Genomic DNA, 17,167 nt, shown 5'->3' on the forward strand with positions numbered 1-17,167 from the left:
ATTAATCTTTAAACCTTTTATTTCAAATCATTATTATTAATTTTTAATGATAACTCATCTAATTGTTTATTTGCGACTAAACTAGGCGCATTTGTTAATGGTTCTGATGCTTTAGAATTTTTAGGGAATGCAATAACTTCACGGATATTGTCTTTTTTAACTAATAACATAGCGAATCTATCTAATCCGATTGCTAAGCCACCATGAGGTGGAAATCCATAATCAAGTGCATCTAAGAAGAAACCAAATTGTTCTTCAGCACTTTCTTTAGTAAACCCTAATGCTTTAAACATTTTTTCTTGAATATCACGTTTATGGATACGAATTGAGCCACCACCTAGTTCGTAACCATTTAAAATAATATCATAACTTTGCGCATGTGCTTCATGCGGATTTTCATCAAGTAAATGGACATCTTCTTCATTTGGCATTGTAAAAGGATGATGTGCGGCGATGTATTTGTCAAAGTCTTCACTATATTCAAATAATGGCCAATCAACAACCCAGAGAAAAGCAAAACGATTACTGTCAATCATATCCATTTCTTTAGCAATTTCGTTACGTAAGTAACCTAACGATGCACGAACGACACTTGCTTTATCAGCAACAAATAAAATTAAATCACCAACATTTGCCCCAGCAGCTTCTTTAATAATATCTGCATGATCATTTAAAAATCTAGCAACTGGACCACTAAATCCTTCTTCAGTCACTTTAACCCAAGCTAAACCTTTAGCACCAAAACGTTCAATATAAGCTGTTTTAGCATCAATTGCTTTACGTGAATACTTATCAGCACCACCAGGAACTGCGATTGCATTAACAAGTCCACCATTTTCTAAAGTACTCGTGAAAACTTTAAAATCAATATCTTTAACTGCGGTAGACATATCTTTTAATTCCATTTCAAATCGAATATCTGGTTTTTCAGAACCATATCTTGCCATTGATTCATTCCAAGTCATGCGTTGCAATGGTAATTCAAGATCAATATCCAACGTATCTTTCATTACTCGTTTTAATAACCCTTCAGTTAAATCTTGAATTTCTTCAGCAGACATAAATGATGTTTCCAAATCGATTTGCGTGAATTCCGGTTGACGGTCACCACGTAAATCTTCATCCCTAAAACAACGCGCAATTTGGTAATATCGATCGAATCCGGCATTCATTAATAATTGTTTAAATAACTGTGGTGATTGTGGTAAGGCGTAAAAATGTCCAGGATAAACACGTGAAGGCACAAGATAATCACGAGCTCCTTCAGGTGTTGATTTGGTTAAATAAGGTGTTTCAATATCGATAAATTTTTGATCATCTAAATAGCTATGCACAGATTGTGTAATCCGGCTACGAATCATCAATGATTTTTGCATTTCAGGACGACGTAAATCTAAGTAACGGTATTTTAATCTTGTATCATCTGCGACATTAATATCATCTTGTATTTCAAATGGAGGTGTTTTTGCTTTATTCAAAATAACTGCATGATGAACTTCAATTTCAACTTTACCCGTTCTCATTCTTGGGTTAATGGCTTTATCTGTTCGTGCAGTAACTTGGCCTTCAATTTCAATTACAAATTCATTACGTAGTTCTTCAGCAATTTTTAAAGCTTCTGAATCAAATTCTTGACTAAAGACTAATTGGACAATACCTTCACGATCACGTAAATCAATAAAAATTAAATTACCTAAATCACGTCGTTTTTGTACCCAACCTTTTAATGTAATTGTTTGACCAATAAATGTTTCATCAACTAGGCCATTATATGTTGTTCTTTTCATTCTCCATCAGCCTCCATTTCTAATTTTAATGCTTCTTCATACACTTTTGAAAAATCAGTATAGACATCACTTAATTTTACTGTAACTTCTTGACTCGTTTTCATATTTTTAAAATTTAAAGTTTGTGTTTCTAGTTCACTTTCACCCAAAGTCATAACAAAATGAGCATTCATCCGATTAGCCGATTTAAATTGGCCTTTTGGCTTACGATTTAAGTAGTCTCGTTCAATTGAATAACCAGCTTTACGCATTGATTGAACAAGTTTTAACGTTTCAGTATTTGTTTCGTCACCAATACCAACAACATAGACATCTAAATCTTGTTCAACAGGTAATTTTGCATCCTCGGCTTCAAGTAACAATAATAACCTTTCAATACCTAATCCAAAACCAATTCCTGGTGTTTCAGGTCCACCTAATTGCTCAACAAGACCATTATAACGACCACCAGCACAGATAGTTGTAAATTTACCACCAAAGGCTTTAGAGTCAGACATAATTTCAAAAATAGTATGATTGTAGTAATCGAGTCCACGAACCATGGTTGAATCAACTTCATATGGAATTTTCAAAGCATCGAGTAACGTTTTAACCTGATTAAAATGTTTCTGTGATTCTTCACTTAAATAATCAAGAATTGAAGGTGCCTCTTTAACAATTTCTTGATCCCCTTTATCTTTACTATCTAAAACACGTAAGGGATTTTTTTCTAAACGTGCTTTTGAATCATCACTTAATTGATCTGTAAAGGGACGTAAATAAGCAACCAATGCATCACGATAATTATCACGACTATCGTTATCACCCAAGGTATTAATGGCTAATTTAAGATTTGTTAACCCAAATTTTGATAATAAATCAATTGCCATTGCCATAACTTCAACATCAAGTGTTGGATTATCGACACCAAAAGCCTCAACACCAATTTGGTGAAATTGACGTAAACGACCAGATTGTGGTCTTTCATAACGAAACATTGGTCCAATATAGTAAGTTTTGAATGGTTTTTGTATTTCCGGACCATAAAGTTTGTTTTCAACATACGCTCTAACAACCCCTGCTGTCCCCTCTGGACGCAACGTAATATGACGATCTCCTTTATCTTTAAAATCGTACATTTCTTTTGTTACAATATCGGACGTATCACCTGAAGTTCTTGAAAAAACCTCAAAGTGCTCAAAAAGGGGTGTTCTAATTTCATCATATTGGTAACTTGAAAAGACTTTTCTAGCCGTTTCTTCTACATATTGCCATTTTTTTGATTCAGCTGGAATAATATCCGCTGTTCCTTTGGGACGTTGAAATTTCATTATAAATCCTCCTATTTGGGGTCATCGCATACAAAAAGCACCCTCATCTAAACAACTCGACAAGGGTGCTTTTGCACGGTACCACCTTAATTTTTTACTAATAGCTTAACGCAACTTTAAACGACATATGTTTTCAACATACGCACCTCAAAAGTGTCTTTCAGCTAATTAAAATGGTGAATATTTCAGCAAATCATTCACTCTCTGTCCATTTTAACCAGCTTAATTTCTTTTTCATCGGCTTTAATATTTTATTAACTTTAAAGTTACCCGAATACAACCCTAAAGTCAAGTACAGCTTATCTTTCAATATTTTTTTAAAATTGATTCTTACTATTAGTCAAATATTTGGTATAATACATCTTGACTCAATTTTGTAAGCAAAGGAGTACATGATGGCAACAAGAAGAAAACACGGCGTAAACGCAAACTGGCCAAGAATCATTTTATTCATCATCATTTTTTGTACCTTAGGCTTAGGCATAATAAAAACAATCACTTACTTAAATCAAACGGTTGTTGAATCAAACAACATTAATGTACGTACTGGTCCAAGTACTTCCTATAAAGTTACGAATACCTTAAAAAAAGGTGACCGCATTTCAATTATTCGAAAAAAAAATAATTGGGCCTACATCGCATTACCAAATAATAAAAAAGGTTGGGTTGCCAATTGGCTTCTCTCTAAGAAAAATGCCCAGGTAACTAAATTATCTGAAGCAACAATCGTCTTAGACCCTGGACATGGTGGCAATGATTCAGGTGCCCTTTCAATTAAAAATAAACAAGAAAAAGTATATACACTCCAAATTGCAAAAAAAGTAGCTGCTCTCCTTAAGAAAAAAGGAGCTAACGTCATTTTGACCCGAGACTCTGATTCATACGTCGGCTTAACACCCCGGGCAAAACTTGCTGAAACAAATCACGCAGATGCCTTTATTAGTTTCCATTTTGATTCATCTCCTAATGACAATGAGGCAAGTGGCCTAACAAGTTACTACTATAATCAAACAACCGATTTACCACTTGCAGAAGCATTGAACGACGAATTAGACAATACTGGTCTCTATAACCGTGGGTCAGAATTCGGAGATTTTCTTGTTTTAAGAGACAATACACAACCATCTGTTTTACTAGAATTAGGTTATATTAATACAAAATATGATTTCAAATTAATTCAAAGTAATCAATTTCAGAAAAAAACCGCTCAATCAATCGTGCAAGGCTTAAATAATTATTTCAAAAATAAATAAGACGATAACTTTTTAGTTGTCGTCTTATTTTTCAATTAAATCAGTCAAGTTTAAAATACGTTTATCTGGTTTCTCGATTGTTGAAATCATTTGGTCAAAATCAAACAAATAACCTTTCATACCTGCCCGATGACCGGCTGCTATATCTAACTCACGGTCACCAATCATTGCCGCTGTTTGAAGATTAATGGCATTTTTTGCTACAAGGTAATTAAGTGATGCTGGATTGGGTTTTCTTGGGAATTTTTGATTTGAAGTCACAAAATCTGAAAATAAATTTAAAATTTGATTTTCTCTAAGCATCTCAATCGCACTCTGGTCACGATGAGTGAGCAAAAAATTATGACCATTATTACGAATAACCCATTCACAAACTTCTTTAGCTCCCGGAAATAGTTTTGCATTTGTTTGCTCTTGTCTTTCCAAATCGTCATACGTCTTTTTCAATTGTATGACATCTAGATTAGTATGAGTATCGTGATAAATTTGAATGGCTTGTCGAACAGATTTTTCTCGCATAAGTTGATAAATATCTGATTTAGTGGCTTCTACATGTTGCCAGTGAAGCGCTCCTTGAAAAGCTCTGACCATTCCTGGATAAGTATCAAAAAGAGTGCCATCAAAATCCCAAAAATAATTGTTTATCATCTATAATCCTCCAAATTTTGTTATATCAAAAAGATGCATTAGAATAACCTCTAATACATCTTTTATTTTTGTTCAGAATCATAAATAATGGTTACAGGACCATCATTTATCAACTCAATAGCCATATCTGCGCCAAATTGTCCTGGTTTAACAACAGCTACTATCGCGGCTAATTTTTGATTAAATTCTTCATAATGCTTTTTAGCTGAATCAGGTTCTTCAGCCATCGTAAAACTAGGGCGATTACCTTTTTTCGTTGATGCATACAAAGTAAATTGTGAAATTGAAAGAATCTCTCCCTTAACTTCTTGAATACTTAAATTCATTTTACCTTCATCATCTTCAAATAATCTAGAATTAGAAATTTTTTTAACCATATAGTCTATTTCATCTGACGTATCACCCGTTTTAAAGCCAACCAATAACAGGTATCCAGCATTAATACGATTAAACGTCTGATTATCTATCGACACACTGGCACTTTTAACACGTTGAACAATCACTTTCAATTTTAACCCTCCATTAAAAAATTAATGAATCTTCCTTTTAACTGCATAAACATCTTCTACACTTTTCAAAGTTTCCATAATTCTTTCTAACTGAACAATATCTTTCACACCAACTGAAACATCCATCGTAGCAATTTTATTATTATCAACTCGCCCATTCACTGAACTCAATTGTTTAGTTGTATTATTCAATGATTGTAAAATATCATTTAAAAGGCCAGAACGGTTATAACCTTGAATTTCTAAATCTGATTGATAAATACCTTTATCATCCATGAGCGTATCCCATTTAACATTAATAATACGTTCCCCAGATTCTTCAGATTTTGCAACATTAGGACATTCAACTCGATGAACTGAGACGCCGCGTCCTTTAGTAATATAACCAATCACATCATCTCCTGGAATCGGATTACAACAATGACTTAATCGAACGAGCAAATTATCAACACCATCAATCACAATACCACCATCATGACTACTTTTATGGTCCTTATCAGCAGTTTCAGGTTTTTTAATTGCTTTATGATCTTCAAGAATTGCCTTTTGTTCATTAACTTGTCGAACTTCTTCTTCCTTAGAACGAATATCTTCAGTTAATGTATTAGCAGTCCCAAGCGTTGCAATTTCGCCAAATCCAATTGCGGCATACAAGTCATCTGCTTCAGTTAATTGTTTCTTATCCAAAAGGCGTTTCATATTTTCTTTTGTAATCACTTTTTTGGGATCAAATCCTAAATCAATTAATTGATTTGTCAATAATTCTTCGCCTTTTGACACATTAGCAACACGATCTTGTAGTTTAAAGAAACGTTTAATTTTGTTACGTGCTTTATTTGTATGCACCAAATTAACCCAATCACGACTTGGTCCCATCGAACTTTTACTTGTTAAAATATCAACAATATCGCCATTTTTCACTTGATAATCTAGTGGGACAATTTTTCCATTCACTTTTGCGCCTGTTGTATGATGACCAATTTCAGTATGAATACTATAAGCCATATCAAGTGGACCAGCGCCCTTAGGCAGTTCAAAAACATCGCCTTTGGGTGTAAAGACGTAAACACGGTCACCGAAAATATCACCTTTAACACTTTCCATAAAGTCGGAAGCATCATCCGTTTCATCTTGTAATTCAATAATTTCTTTAAACCAATTTAATTTTGAACCGGCATCATCTTGTTGAACTTTTTCTTTTACGCCTTCTTTATAAGCCCAATGTGCTGCAACACCAAACTCAGCTATTTCATGCATTTCTTTTGTTCTAATTTGAACTTCAAAGGGCCGACCTTCCGGCCCAACAACTGTTGTATGCAAAGATTGATACAAATTAGCCTTAGGAATTGCAATATAATCTTTAAATCGACCTGGCATTGGCTTCCATCTTGAATGGATTGCCCCCAGAACGGCATAACAATCCTTAATCGAACCAACAATTACTCGGACAGCCAAAAGATCATAAATTTGAGAAAATTGTTTGTGCTGATCTTTCATCTTTTTATAAACAGAATATAAATGTTTTGGCCGTCCGTAAATCTCACTTGACACTTTCAAATCACTAATAGAAACTTTAATTTCTTCAATCGCACCCGAAATATATTCTTCGCGTTCTTCACGTTTAGAATTCATCAAATGGACAATCCGATAGTATTGTTGTGGATTCAAATAACGTAATGCACTATCTTCTAATTCCCATTTAATGGTGCTAATACCCAAACGATCTGCTAATGGTGCATAAATTTCCAATGTTTCATTCGCAATTCGACGTTGTTTATCTGGGCGTAAGTGCTTTAATGTACGCATATTATGCAACCTATCAGCTAATTTCACAATAATAACACGTAAATCTTTAGACATGGCTAAAAGTAATTTACGGTGATTTTCAGCTAACTGTTCTTGATGAGATTTATATTGAATTTGTCCCAATTTAGTAACACCATCGACAATAACCTCAACATCTTTGCCAAAAAGTTCACCAACATCCCCTAAGGTTACCGGTGTATCTTCAACAACATCATGTAAAAATCCTGCACTTACCGTCTCAGGATCCATTTTTAATTCTGCAAGAATACCAGCAACTTGTATCGGATGCATAATGTAGGGCTCACCAGATTTACGATATTGATTCTTATGAACATACGTAGCAAAATCACATGCCTTTTGTACAAACTTAACATGTTCTTCATTCATATAGCTTTCGACGATTTCCAAGACGTCTCTGGCACTCCACATTTCTTCTTTTGTCATACCTAAGCACCTCTTTTTGTATAAAATAAAAGTACGCGATTACATAGTGCAGTCTGCGTACTCCTGTATTTATAAAACTTTCGTATTAATTTTTTGAAATTCCCCATGTTAATAATGATAAGCAAAGATAAATAATGGCAAAATAAATCGTCACGCCTTGAAATAAGTGACATAAGACCCCAATCGCAAAAATAATTGGAAAATAAAAGTTAAAAATTAATCCATGACTATTCATGCCAACTATCACACCAATAATCATAGAAAAAATCACATTTACGACAAATAAAGAGACACCAATTTTCACGACATCATTCGCATTTGCCAAAGTCAATATCATTGGAACTACAATTCCAATAGCGACACTGACAGCTAAATACCATCCAGAAGTCATACTCCATACTTTTTTCAAAAAAATTTCCTCATTTCGTTTTCTTCTGTTTTTATTTTAACTTAATTCACTAAAAAAGGAAAGACTCGCTAACAGGTATAATGGCGCCGTTTCAGCACGTAAAATTCTAGGTCCTAACCCTACTTTTTTATAACCAGCAACAGACATTTTATCGATTTCTGCTTCAGAAATACCACCTTCTGAGCCAAATAGTGCAATCATCTTTTGACCAGGTTGAATCGAATCAAATGATTTTTTTAATTGACTAACTTCACCCTGCTTAGCTGACTCTTCATAGGCAACAATCTGAATATCATACGATTGCTGAAGCACCTGTTCAATCTTATTGGCATATGATACCGTTGGAATCATTGTTCGATGGGATTGTTCTGCAGCACCTTTAGCAATTTTTTGTAATCGCTCAATTTTCTTAACCTGCTTTTTAGGGTCCCATTTAGCAACAGAAAAATCACTATTAAAAAATACAAAATTATCTGCACCCATTTCAGTTCCCTTTTGAACAATCCAATCGGCTTTATCTTTCTTTGAAAGAGCTGATGCAATTGTCACGTTAATTGGTAATTCAACTCGTGTTTCTAATGTTTTTTGATAATCAAAACTAGCAGAATCATCTGTAACTTGTACTAGTTTTGCAACGACAACTTCCCGTGATTGCTTGACTAGCTCCACTTGATCACCAACTGCTAAACGCATCACTTTAATGGCATGATGAAAATCTTCATCTGTTAAAATTAACTCATCAGATTTTAAAAAATATCTTTGCATCCTTGCTACCTAACCTTCCAAATCCTTTTTAATTGCAATAATTGAGAACCAATCACCCTGATTTAAAACTTGTTGTATTTCAAATCCACCATCTAATAAGGATGTCTTAATTAAGTTAACTTTATCTGCGATGATTCCAGACGTCACAAAATAACCGCCTGGATTTAAGCTTTTTTCTGCTTGTGGAATCAAAGGAACAATAATTTCAGATAAAATATTTGCTACAATTAAATCAACTTTCTTATCGATGCCATTCAATAAATCGTTAGCTGCGACATGAATATCATCCGCAATTGGATTTAAATTAAAATTTAAAATCGCAGCATCTACTGCAATATCATCTAAATCATAGGCATCAATATGACCGACGCCTAAGTATTTGGCAGCAATGCTTAAAACACCTGAACCTGTTCCAACATCAATCATAGATTCATTTCCGCGAATCACTTGTTCTAACGCTGTTAGCGCTAATCGCGTAGTTGGATGGGTTCCTGTCCCAAACGCTTTTCCAGGATCTAGACGAATCACTTTTTCATCAGATTGAACGGTTTGATAGTTCTCCCAACTTGGCACAATTGTTAAGAAACGAGTCACTCTAACTGGATGGTAATATTGTTGCCATTCTAGACCCCAACCTTGATCATCAACTTCAGTTAACTCAATCACACCTTTACCAGGATTAAGGCCAAAATCAACTAACCGATTAACACGACTTTGGATAGTCGGTACTATTTCAGGCATAAAAATAGTTTCAGGGAAGAACGCAGAAATTTTGGCTCCTTCAACCTGGTGCTCAACTGATTCAAAATCATAACTAGCTGATTCATCCTGTCTTAATTTTTCAAAATCCTTTGAGTCATCAATTTGGACACCCTCAGCGCCACTTTCAATTAAAATATTTGAAACTGCTTCTACAGCCTCACTACTCGTTAAGACACTTAATTCTGTCCACTTCAAATTGAAATCCTCCTAAAATTTTGGATAGACTAAACGCATACTTTTTTGTGTACTTTGCGCTTTTTGAATTTTTTCAAAATCACTAGTTGACCAATCTAATTCAAAGAAATTAGCGTCATCATCATTCAAAAAGTCTAATAAATCGCTTTGCCCATTATCTAGCACAATCTGTAAATAGTTAATAAAAGCTGACCCCTCTGAACGCTCCCAGCCAGATTTTCCTTGGAATGGTAACGTTGTTAGATAATCACTTTCAACTTCCTTTGGATCAAAGCGTTCCTCATCATATAATAATATTGCGTCTCCAAATGAAATAATTGGTAATTCCGAGTTAACACCCTCAATATCAAGGATTGCTTGTTGCGATTTATTTTCAGCATAAAATGTTAAATCCACCGTAAACGTATGCTCTTTTTTCTGCCAATCCAACACAATATCACCATCAAAGTCAATACTTGGTAATTCTTTCTTTAAGTAATCAAACAATGTCTCTTGTGCCATATCGTCACCCCATATTTAAATTAATTTTAAATGCACTAAATATTGTTTCGTTCTTTATTGTTTATTATAAAGCATTGTACCCATTCATGCATTAATTATAGAGGTAAACGATAACAATTTATTGATTTTTTTGGTAAACTAAAGGTATCAAAATATTGGGGAGGTTTTATTTTATGGGAAGAAAGAAAATGATTTTGGATTTAGATACTGGTATTGATGATGCTATGGCTATTGCTTATGCACTTGCAAGTGATGAAATTGATTTAATAGGTATTGTCGGCTCATACGGTAACTTACAAATGTTAGAGGGTGTCCAAAATAGTTTGGACCTACTTTCGTTATTAGGACGCGCTAACATCCCTGTTTATCTTGGTGAGAAGCATTCAATTACAACCGAATCTTTCGATACTATGCAAATTAGTCAAGAAATTCATGGTATGAATGGTATAGGCGATGTAACCATCCCATCATCAAATCAGTCATATGCTTCAGAGTCAGGTATTGATTTTATGATTGACTCTGCAAAAAAATTTCAGTCAGATTTAATTATCGTCCCTACTGGCCCACTAACTAATTTATCATTGGCCATCAAGAAAGCACCCGAAATTGAAAAATTAATTGGTAAGGTTGTTTTAATTGGTGGCGCACTTACTATCCCTGGAAATGTAACCGCTGTTGCCGAAGCAAATATTAATCAAGATCCTGAAGCTGCTAATGCCGTTTTCCAAAGCAAATTACCACTTACAATGGTAGGTCTTGATGTCACACTTAAAACACTTTTAACAAAAAAAGAGACACAACAATGGCGTGAACTTAACACGCCATCAGGTCGTGCCTTTGCAGATATTGTTGACTATTATATTGAAGCTTATGCAAACTTAAAAACAAATTTAGACGGCTGTGCCCTACATGATCCCCTTGCCGTAGCCGTTGCAATCGATCCCTCTCTCATTACTGCTCTACCAATTAATATGAAAGTTGATACAAAACCACCTTTCAATGGTCGAACAATTGGTGATGAAACACGATTAGATTCAAGCAAGGCCACTACAAGTGTTGCCGTAGCCGTTGAAACCAAAAGATTTTTATCAACATTCATGACAAGATTATCAACATTATTCTCAGAAAATTAAATTCAATGAGGTTCACTTATGTTATATCTGGGTCCAGTCATTATTTTTATCTGGTTCATCCTTACAACCATTATTTATATTTCTATAATGATGAAAACTAACCATCGCCAATTTTCATATACATCATTATTTTTTGGTTCATTATCCTGGGAGAAAAATAGTCGAAATTGGTTGTTAATCCTAGGCTTATTTTCACTCATCTGTTTGAACCCTATTACAGATACATTTACCTTTTTTATACTATTTGGCGGCTACATTACTATTTTGGCATGTTTAAATTTATTATTACACCTTAGTAACCGTCGACAAAATTTTTTAGTACTTATTTTTTCAATCTTATTAATTGGCTTAGCACTCTATCCATTCTTATTCACTTTTAAATAAGGGAAAATAATTGCTTTAAAGTCTTTTAAAGAAGATAATGTAAACGCTAACTAAGATTATTTATCAGAACTATTATCCACAATAATATTTATTTAAGGAGTCTATTATGCCACATATAATTGGTGTTGATATTGGAACAACAAGTACAAAAGCAGTTTTATACGATCTTAAAGGAACAGTGATTGCGTATGCTAATATTGGTTACCCACTCTACCAAGAAGAAAACGGTATGGCTGAACAAGATCCTAAAGAAATTTATGCTGCCGTAACCAAAGCAATTGCTCAAGTTAATACAAAAGCAAACTTAAATCCTACTGATTTAAAAGGGGTTTCTTTTTCTGCTGCCATGCACAGTTTAATACTACTCGATAAAAATCATAATCTCTTAACTCGTTCAATCACTTGGGCTGATAATAGAGCTAGTAAATGGAGTGACGATTTAAACGAATCAGGCATTGGCCATGAGCTCTACCTTAAGACTGGAACGCCTATTCACCCGATGTCACCGTTATCAAAATTAATTTGGTTAAAGAATGAAAAACCAGATTTATTTAATCAAGCGGCCTATTTTGTCGGAATTAAAGATTATATTTTATACCAATTGTTCGATCGTCTTGTGATTGATCATTCATTGGCATCCGCAACTGGATTATTTAATATCTTTAATTTAGATTGGGATGAACAAGCCTTATCTGTTGCTGGCGTTACCCCTGAGCAATTACCAGAACTAGTTGAAACAACCTATCAACTCTCGGGATTGAATGAACAATTTGCTAAAGCAACTGGTATTCAACGTGATGTTCCCTTTATTGTTGGTGCAAGTGATGGTGTACTCTCAAATCTTGGTGTTAATGCGATTGATCCAGGTGTTGCAGCTGTTACCATCGGTACAAGTGGTGCTGTCAGAATGGTTATTGATCATCCTGTAACAGATCCCAAAGGCAGATTATTCTGTTATGCACTTACTAAAAATAAATGGGTCATTGGTGGACCCGTTAATAATGGTGGTATTGTCTTCCGTTGGCTTAGAGATGAAATATTTACGCCTGAAAAAATTACAGCTGAACAAATGCAAATTGATCCCTATGAGGTTATTACTCAGATTGCAGAAAAAGTACCTGCTGGTTCAGATGGCTTACTTTTCCATCCCTACCTTGGTGGTGAACGAGCACCACTTTGGGATGCAGATGCTAGAGGTTCTTTCTTTGGCTTAACACGACAACACACACGTGCCCACATGGCTCGTGCTGTTCTTGAAGGAATCGTCTTCAATTTAGATATGGTTATGCTAGCATTAGAAGAAGTTGCTGGGAGTCCTACAAGAATCCAAGCAACTGGTGGCTTCGCTCGGTCTTCATTATGGCGTCAATTATTAGCTGATATTTTTGAACAAGAAGTCACAATTCCTGAGAGTTTCGAAAGCTCTTGTCTTGGTGCAGCTGTCTTAGGTATGCAAAGTTTACATTTAATTGCTGATTTATCTGCCGTTGAAAATATGATTGGCTCAATGCATGTTCATAAACCACAAAAAGAAAATTTTGAAGTATATCGTGAACTGTTGCCTATCTTTATTCGATTAAGTCGATCATTAAGTTCTGAATATAAAAATATTGCTGATTTCCAACGAAAACATTACCATCAAATCTAGCATTATCGGAGGAAAGTTATTATGCCACTTTTAATTGTATTTATCGGGATTCTTTTTTTACTTTTACTAATTATTAAATTTAAACTAAATACTTTTGTTTCATTAATTATCACATCGTTTGTTGTTGCCATCAGCTTAGGGATGCCATTAGATAAAATCACAGCTTCTATTGAAAATGGTATTGGCAGTCAATTAGGTCATTTATCCTTAGTTTTTGGTTTCGGTGCTATGCTTGGGAAACTAGTTGCTGATTCAGGTGGTGCTTACCGAATTGCTACAACATTAATTAATCGATTTGGTCGAAAATGGATTCAATTAGCAGTTGTTTTAGCATCATTCATTATTGGTATTGCCCTCTTTTTCGAAGTCGGTATTGTTCTATTAATTCCAATCGTTTTTGCCATCGCAACTGAATTAGGGATTTCTGTCTTGTATCTTGGCATTCCTATGGCAGCTGCACTCTCAGTTACCCATGGCTTTTTACCACCACATCCTGCACCAACAGCAATTGCAGCAGCATTAAATGCTAATGTAGGGATGGTTCTTATTTACGGATTAATATTAGCGGTTCCTGTGACGTTAATTGCAGGCCCCCTTTTCGCTATGGTTGCCAAAAAATATATTCCTTCAGCATTTAAGCAAAAAGGAAATTTAAGTGCACTAGGTACCCAAAAAGAATTTAAACTTGAAGAAACTCCTAGTTTTGCAATCAGTACGTTAACATCATTATTTCCTGTTGTTATCATGGCTATCTCAACGTTCTACGATATGATTGTTAATAAAGGAATCACACCGAAAAATCCCAACTCAGTAGATTCATTTTTCATGTTCATTGGCTCTCCTGGTGTTGCTATGCTTCTCTCACTTTTATTTGCCATTTATTCGATGGGTATCGCACGTAAAATCCCTGTCAAAGAAATCATGTCATCCCTTGAGGTTGCTGTTAAACAAATCGCAATGTTACTTTTAATTATCGGTGGTGGTGGCGCATTTAAACAAGTTCTTGTTGATGGTGGTGTCGCAGATGTCATATCAAAGATGTTTGAATCTTCTTCATTATCACCACTATTGTTAGGTTGGTTAATCGCAGCCCTTCTAAGAGTTTCTCTCGGATCCGCAACGGTTGCTGCTTTAACAGCGGCTGGCCTAGTTAGTGGTTTAATGTCAGGTACGGGCGTTGATCCAGCGTTGATGGTTATTGCCATTGGTTCTGGTAGTTTAATCGCTTCTCACGTTAATGATGCAGGTTTCTGGATGATCAAAGAATATTTTGATTTAACCGTTAAAGAAACATTGGCCACATGGACAGTCTTGGAAACAGTGGTTTCCGTTTCAGGACTCGCTGGCGTTATGATTATTAATTTATTCGTATAAATAAGTAAAAGCTAAATTATTTTATATAATTTAGCTTTTTTATTATGTTGTTAAATTCTGACATGTGTTAAAATAGAGACCATTCTAAAAGAAGTCATCGGAGGTTTAGTTATGGGTTCTCTATTTGCTATATTATTATTGCTTAGTGGCGTGGTTATCGCAAATGTGATTGCCATCAAGTTTTCCAAAGTTCCCCAAGCATTTTATCAGATTGGTATTGGATTAGGTTTATCTTTATTGCCAAATTTTCAACATTTTGAATTAAAGCCAGAACTATTTTTTATACTAATTGTCGCACCACTTATTTTTAATGAAGCTCAAAATACATCTAGACGCTCATTAGCTAAAAATATTTTAGTCACACTTTCATTGGCAATTGTTTTAGTTGGTGCAACCATTATTGTCACTGGGTTTTTAGCCCACACTATTCTCCCAGCTCTTTCGCTCACCTTAGCATTTGCATTAGCAGCAATTGTTACTCCAACGGATACAGTTGCGGTCTCTTCAGTAACAAAAAATTTACCGATTCCTGAATCTACAATGAATATATTAGAAAATGAATCATTATTTAATGATGCGTCTGGTATTGTTGGTCTTAGTTTGGCATTAACTGCCTTCAGTTCTGGCACATTTTCTATAAATGAAGGTTTAAGTGCCTTTAGCCTATCTTTTTTTGGTGGCCTTTTTATTGGTGCGTTACTAGGGCTAGTGTTTGTTAGAATAAGATTAACCTTACTAAGCTGGCATATTGAAGATACAGCTGTGATGATTCCTATCGAACTCATCACACCTTTTCTAATTTATTTCGTATCTGAAGAACTAGGTTGTTCCGGTATTCTAGCCGTTGTTGCCGCAGGTTTAATTCATGGCGTTCAAAAAGATCGTCTACGTTTATCTTCGACTAAATTACAATTTGTATCAAGTAGTCTTTGGAAAGTGCTGACAGATGCTTTGAATGGTTTCGTGTTCGTCGTTTTAGGATTAACATTACCAACTGTTACATCAGATTTATTAAAAAGCTCAGGATCCAATGCATTAATTTTATTTGCCATTAGTATCGGCATTTACATTATTATGACGTTAATGCGTCTTCTCTGGTCTCATTTCTTATTAAAAACGCCTTCATTAAAAGATGATTTTACCTTTGCATTAAGTGGTATTCATGGAACAATTACACTATCAATGGCATATTCATTACCTTTAACGACAAATTCAGGGTCTGTATTCCCAATGAGAAATGAAATCATTTTTATATCTGCACTCGTCATTTTAATTAGCATGTTGGTTCCAACCTTTCTATTACCCCATCTCATTCCGAAAAAGAACGAAATTACTATTTTAGAAAATATTGGTCAAATTCGTTCTCAAATGGTAGTCTACACAGTTGAACAGCTTAATGTTACGAATCTGCCCAGTCCAGAACGACAAACAGTCATTGAAACACTATACAATCAACAAAACTTTTTAAAACGACCTGAAAGAAGTAAATTTTTTGAATTAATAGAAAAAACGCAAGAAATTGAAGAAAATGTGTTACACGAACTATTAGTCAGCGGCCAAGTTTCTGAAAAAATGGGGATTTGGTACGAAAAATACCTAGAAACAACCTATCAATCAACACGTGGGTTTTCACTTAAAAATTTAATCATGCATTTATTTTTTTATTTCCTTCGTTTTTTTAAAAGTCATACGATTAAGAAACGTAAAAAGATACTTTCTCAAATTACTGAGGAACAAAAAAAGGCATTTAAGAACTATTATGGGACATCCGGAGAGAATACTAGAGCAGAATTTAATTTAATGGAGGCATCTGGTTACCAAGCGGCGATTACTTATCTAACCTCTGTTACAACAAGTGAAAATTCAATGACCGTTACAATGGTTAGACAATTTTTGTCAATCCGTCACCGACGATCGTCCGCAACTGAAACTCAACTTGTTTTACAAAATAATATCTTTATAAGCGCATTTCAATTAGAATATAATTTTGTTCAACTTCAATTGGAACAAAATTTGATTAATCCTACAACGGCTAATCTGTTGAGGGAACAAATTTCTTATGATGAAATGGTTTATATACAAAATAACGAATCCTTTTCATCATAAAAAAACGGGTCTACAATATCTGTTGTTGGTAATAGAAATTAATTCTATTACTAATAACAGTTTTTTTGTATAATGACAAAAAAAGACCCAAAAGCCATAAGACTTTTGGGTACGGTTTATCCAAATCCATTAT

General features: G+C 34.5%; 14 protein-coding genes and 1 other annotated feature. Of the genes, 5 read left to right on the plus strand and 9 right to left on the minus strand.

The window, feature by feature from the left end; all coding sequences use genetic code 11:
• Positions 1-17 precede the first annotated feature (17 nt).
• Complete coding sequence (gene aspS / locus ACVQ8P_RS00215) at positions 18-1,787, minus strand: aspartate--tRNA ligase (protein ID WP_462296848.1); 1,770 nt, start codon at positions 1,785-1,787, stop codon at positions 18-20.
• Positions 1,784-3,097, minus strand: coding sequence for a histidine--tRNA ligase (hisS, locus tag ACVQ8P_RS00220; RefSeq protein ID WP_462296849.1), 1,314 nt, complete (start codon positions 3,095-3,097; stop codon positions 1,784-1,786). The genes aspS and hisS overlap by 4 nt, the downstream gene beginning before the upstream one ends.
• A gap of 58 nt (positions 3,098-3,155) precedes the next feature.
• Positions 3,156-3,344 (minus strand) — a binding site (T-box leader).
• A 148-nt stretch (positions 3,345-3,492) separates the two neighbouring features.
• Here hisS and ACVQ8P_RS00225 point away from each other — a divergent pair.
• Complete coding sequence (locus ACVQ8P_RS00225) at positions 3,493-4,350, plus strand: N-acetylmuramoyl-L-alanine amidase (RefSeq protein ID WP_462296850.1); 858 nt, start codon at positions 3,493-3,495, stop codon at positions 4,348-4,350.
• Positions 4,351-4,374: 24 nt separating this feature from the next.
• Here the strand turns inward: ACVQ8P_RS00225 and ACVQ8P_RS00230 are convergent, their stop codons facing one another.
• The 7 genes from ACVQ8P_RS00230 to ACVQ8P_RS00260 all read right to left on the minus strand — a co-directional run bounded on the left by ACVQ8P_RS00230 (position 4,375) and on the right by ACVQ8P_RS00260 (position 10,389).
• Positions 4,375-4,998 carry an HAD-IA family hydrolase gene (locus tag ACVQ8P_RS00230; RefSeq protein WP_462296851.1) on the minus strand — a complete coding sequence of 208 codons (624 nt, stop codon included), beginning with the start codon at positions 4,996-4,998 and terminating at the stop codon, positions 4,375-4,377.
• A 62-nt stretch (positions 4,999-5,060) separates the two neighbouring features.
• A complete protein-coding gene (gene dtd, locus ACVQ8P_RS00235; protein ID WP_462296852.1) occupies positions 5,061-5,507 on the minus strand; it encodes a D-aminoacyl-tRNA deacylase in 447 nt (148 codons plus the stop codon).
• 21 nt (positions 5,508-5,528) lie between these two features.
• The gene (locus tag ACVQ8P_RS00240) at positions 5,529-7,757 is read right to left on the minus strand and encodes a RelA/SpoT family protein (protein ID WP_462296853.1); all 2,229 of its coding nucleotides are present in this window, start codon (positions 7,755-7,757) and stop codon (positions 5,529-5,531) included.
• A gap of 85 nt (positions 7,758-7,842) precedes the next feature.
• Positions 7,843-8,166 (minus strand): hypothetical protein, encoded by a 324-nt coding sequence (locus ACVQ8P_RS00245; RefSeq protein WP_462296854.1) that lies wholly within the window; start codon positions 8,164-8,166, stop codon positions 7,843-7,845.
• Between the two features lie 36 nt (positions 8,167-8,202).
• Positions 8,203-8,931: a 16S rRNA (uracil(1498)-N(3))-methyltransferase gene (locus ACVQ8P_RS00250; RefSeq protein WP_462296855.1), complete on the minus strand. Its 729-nt coding sequence runs from the start codon at positions 8,929-8,931 to the stop codon at positions 8,203-8,205.
• A 9-nt stretch (positions 8,932-8,940) separates the two neighbouring features.
• Positions 8,941-9,888, minus strand: a complete 948-nt coding sequence (gene prmA, locus ACVQ8P_RS00255; protein ID WP_462296856.1) for a 50S ribosomal protein L11 methyltransferase — start codon at positions 9,886-9,888, stop codon at positions 8,941-8,943.
• 12 nt (positions 9,889-9,900) lie between these two features.
• Positions 9,901-10,389 (minus strand): DUF3013 family protein, encoded by a 489-nt coding sequence (locus tag ACVQ8P_RS00260; protein ID WP_462296857.1) that lies wholly within the window; start codon positions 10,387-10,389, stop codon positions 9,901-9,903.
• Positions 10,390-10,562: 173 nt separating this feature from the next.
• Between ACVQ8P_RS00260 and ACVQ8P_RS00265 the strand changes: the two genes are divergently transcribed.
• The 4 genes from ACVQ8P_RS00265 (at position 10,563) to ACVQ8P_RS00280 (ending at position 17,034) form a co-directional block, all read left to right on the plus strand.
• Complete coding sequence (locus tag ACVQ8P_RS00265; RefSeq protein WP_462296858.1) at positions 10,563-11,522, plus strand: nucleoside hydrolase; 960 nt, start codon at positions 10,563-10,565, stop codon at positions 11,520-11,522.
• A 490-nt stretch (positions 11,523-12,012) separates the two neighbouring features.
• On the plus strand, positions 12,013-13,554 hold the full coding sequence (gene gntK / locus ACVQ8P_RS00270; protein ID WP_462296859.1) for a gluconokinase: 1,542 nt from the start codon (positions 12,013-12,015) through the stop codon (positions 13,552-13,554).
• A 21-nt stretch (positions 13,555-13,575) separates the two neighbouring features.
• The gene (locus tag ACVQ8P_RS00275) at positions 13,576-14,928 is read left to right on the plus strand and encodes a gluconate:H+ symporter (protein ID WP_462296860.1); all 1,353 of its coding nucleotides are present in this window, start codon (positions 13,576-13,578) and stop codon (positions 14,926-14,928) included.
• Positions 14,929-15,039: 111 nt separating this feature from the next.
• Positions 15,040-17,034: a cation:proton antiporter gene (locus ACVQ8P_RS00280; protein ID WP_462296861.1), complete on the plus strand. Its 1,995-nt coding sequence runs from the start codon at positions 15,040-15,042 to the stop codon at positions 17,032-17,034.
• Positions 17,035-17,167: the final 133 nt, after the last annotated feature.

This window comes from Dellaglioa sp. BT-FLS60, assembly GCF_054941065.1.

Coding starts and splice junctions, on each gene's coding strand:
- ACVQ8P_RS00230 (WP_462296851.1), bottom strand. CDS start 4,998: ATGATAAACAATTATTTTTGGGATTTTGATGGCACTCTTTTTGATACT.
- ACVQ8P_RS00275 (WP_462296860.1), top strand. CDS start 13,576: ATGCCACTTTTAATTGTATTTATCGGGATTCTTTTTTTACTTTTACTA.
- hisS (WP_462296849.1), bottom strand. CDS start 3,097: ATGAAATTTCAACGTCCCAAAGGAACAGCGGATATTATTCCAGCTGAA.
- ACVQ8P_RS00265 (WP_462296858.1), top strand. CDS start 10,563: ATGGGAAGAAAGAAAATGATTTTGGATTTAGATACTGGTATTGATGAT.
- gntK (WP_462296859.1), top strand. CDS start 12,013: ATGCCACATATAATTGGTGTTGATATTGGAACAACAAGTACAAAAGCA.
- ACVQ8P_RS00280 (WP_462296861.1), top strand. CDS start 15,040: ATGGGTTCTCTATTTGCTATATTATTATTGCTTAGTGGCGTGGTTATC.
- ACVQ8P_RS00225 (WP_462296850.1), top strand. CDS start 3,493: ATGGCAACAAGAAGAAAACACGGCGTAAACGCAAACTGGCCAAGAATC.
- aspS (WP_462296848.1), bottom strand. CDS start 1,787: ATGAAAAGAACAACATATAATGGCCTAGTTGATGAAACATTTATTGGT.
- ACVQ8P_RS00240 (WP_462296853.1), bottom strand. CDS start 7,757: ATGACAAAAGAAGAAATGTGGAGTGCCAGAGACGTCTTGGAAATCGTC.
- ACVQ8P_RS00250 (WP_462296855.1), bottom strand. CDS start 8,931: ATGCAAAGATATTTTTTAAAATCTGATGAGTTAATTTTAACAGATGAA.
- ACVQ8P_RS00260 (WP_462296857.1), bottom strand. CDS start 10,389: ATGGCACAAGAGACATTGTTTGATTACTTAAAGAAAGAATTACCAAGT.